The organism is Spectribacter hydrogenoxidans (genome assembly GCF_031846275.1).
GTDB lineage: Bacteria > Pseudomonadota > Gammaproteobacteria > Nevskiales > Salinisphaeraceae > Spectribacter > Spectribacter hydrogenoxidans.
On sequence record NZ_JAVRIB010000043.1, the window covers coordinates 1 to 1314 of the forward strand.

Consider the following 1314-nt stretch of genomic DNA (forward strand, 5'->3'; position numbering starts at 1 on the left):
AGGTTCATCGCGGAATACCGGGGAACGTGGCTTTGATTTTCAGGAAGAAGTAATCCTGGTCGCGATAGCCATAGGCGCGTCGCTTGATCACCTTGATGGTGTTGTTGATGCCCTCGAGCACGCTGGTATGCAGCGGGTGTCGGCAGCGAGCCAGGATGCCGTGCAGGTAGAGTTTCAGGCGCTGAGCGAAGCGCTGCAGGGCAGCGATGCCACTGGCCATGGCCTGCTCGTACCAGCGCTGCCAAGCCTTTTTGGCCCAGCCGGCGCGGCGATAGCGCCATAGGCGCTTGAGCTCGTCCTTGAGCAGGTACACGGTCAAAAGCGCCTGATTGGCTGCCAGCAGCTCGGTCAGCTGGACCTGCTGGCCGGCCTTGAGGTGGTCGCGGTTGCGCAGCAGCAGCCAGCGGCTGGATTTGACCACCTTGCGTGCCTGCGGGGCCTCGCGCAGCCGGTTGGCCTCGTCCACGCGCACCCGGTCGATGACCTCGCGGCCGTACTTGGCCACGACATGAAACAGGTCATAGACGATCTCGGCCTGCGGGCAATGCGCGCGGATTTCCAGCTCGTAGGCGGTGGTCATGTCGATGGCCACCGCCTCGATGCGCGCCGCCGCTCCTGCGGGCAGCTGCGCGAAAAATGCCGCCGCCGTCTCGCGTGAGCGGCCCGCCCCGATCCACAGCACCTGCCGGCGGGTGGGCTCGATGACTACGGTGGCGTAGCGATGACCCTTGTGCAGGGCGAACTCGTCCATGGCCAGATACCGGATCGTGGACCAATCCGGCTCGGGCAGCTCGGCGGCCAGGCGCATCTTGTCGATGGCCTTGACCGCGTGCCAGCCCAGGCCATAGAAATCCGCCACCGCCTTAATCGGCATCGCCCGCAGCAGCCGGCCGATGGCCTCGGCAAAGCGATCGGTGACCCGCTGATAGCGCCCCAGCCAGGACAGCCGCTCCAGGCGCGGCCCGCCGCAGTGCGCGCACCACAGCCGCCGGCGCGGCACCACCAGCACCACCCTGTACTCGAACAGCGGCAGATCCCGCACGCGGCGCATCACCGTCTCGTGCAGCTGCTGGCTGCGATGCCCGCAGCGCTCGCAGACCATCCACTTGCGCGTGGGCTTTAAGTGAATCTCAACCGTGCCGCCGGACTCCCGCGGCCAGACCACCCGCTGGACCCGATAGCCCGCCCAAGAACCCAGCTTGGATACCGTCGACCGATCCACCATACCCGTCTCCCGCCCAAACACATCAGGGCAACGAGCATAGAATCACCAATCAGGCGGACCAAACCTCCCCGGTTTTCTACGAAGAACCA

General features: G+C 65.7%; 1 protein-coding gene. It reads right to left on the reverse strand.

Features of this window, described 5'->3' with window-relative positions; all coding sequences use genetic code 11:
* Positions 1-4: 4 nt before the first annotated feature.
* Positions 5-1225, reverse strand: coding sequence for an ISL3 family transposase (locus RM532_RS15785; RefSeq protein WP_311654297.1), 1221 nt, complete (start codon positions 1223-1225; stop codon positions 5-7).
* Positions 1226-1314: the final 89 nt, after the last annotated feature.